Annotated in this window: 1 protein-coding gene; it reads right to left on the reverse strand. The window is 61.8% G+C overall.

Annotation, left to right across the window (positions count from 1 at the left end):
* Positions 1-912, reverse strand: a 912-nt coding sequence (locus A3754_RS02315) for a S41 family peptidase (RefSeq protein ID WP_063518747.1), incomplete at its 3' end; no start/stop codon positions are given.
* Positions 913-1,127 lie beyond the last annotated feature (215 nt).

The raw sequence follows: 1,127 nt of genomic DNA on the forward strand, positions 1-1,127 counted from the left end.
CGAGGCAGAGGCGCTGCCGCCGTTGACCAGCACCACCAGCGGCTTGCCGTTGAGTGCGTCGCCGGCGCTGGCATCAAAGTCGTTCCGGCTCGCTTTTTCACGGCCCTGGGTGTACACCACCAGGCCGGCATCCAGGAACAGGTCGGTGACTTCCACGGCGCCGTTGAGTACGCCGCCGGGGTTGTTGCGCAGGTCGAGAATCAGGCCGTTGAGGGGGCTGTCCTTGTTGAGCTTGTCCAGCGCTTTGCGGGCATCGTCACCGGTGTTGTTCTGGAACTGGGAAATGCGCAGGTAGCCCAGGCCCGGTTCCAGCATTTTTGATTTCACGCTGTGGGTCTGGATGCGGTCACGTTCGAGGCTGACCTGGCGGGGCTTCTCGTCGCCTTCGCTAAGGACCATTAAATCGATTTTGGTGCCGATTTCCCCGCGCATCAGCTCGACGGCTTCGCCCAGGGTCAACCCCTTCACAAAGGTGTCGTCGATCTTGAGGATCAGGTCGCCTGCGAGGATGCCGGCGTTGCTGGCCGGGGAGTCATCCACCGGAGTCACTACTTTGACGAAGCCGTCTTCCATGGTGACTTCGATGCCAAGGCCGCCGAATTCACCAGTGGTGGTCACCTGCAGGTCGTCGAACTGGTCCGGGGTCAGGTAGTTGGAGTGCGGGTCCAGATCATGGAGCATGCCACGGATAGCGGCTTCCAGCAGTTCGCGATCATCCACGTCTTCAATATAGGCCGCGCGGATACGCTCCATGACCTCGGCAAAGGCGCGCAGCTCATCCACCGGTACGCCTTGCTGGCGAGCCTGCTCATCAAGGGCAGGATCCTGGGCGTGGAGTGCGCTGAAAGGGCTAAGGGCAAGCAGGCCCGTGAGCGCGACAGAACGGAGCGTGGGCAGGATGGTTGTTGGCATTCAGGATCCCCGGCGGGCACAGGAAAAAGGTGTGCGCGTTTCAAAGTTCATGGTCAATTTTGCGCCAATGGCGGCAGTGTAACACGCTGATTGCACCAGCGTGTGGGGTTCACAGCCTTGCCCCGGTGGCGTATCTCGAAGTATAGACCGTTGGTCCGGTTGCCGCCGGAATTGCCGGCCAGCGCCAGGCTGTCACCGGCGGACACCCACTCGCC

Source organism: Alcanivorax sp. HI0083 (genome assembly GCF_001635175.1).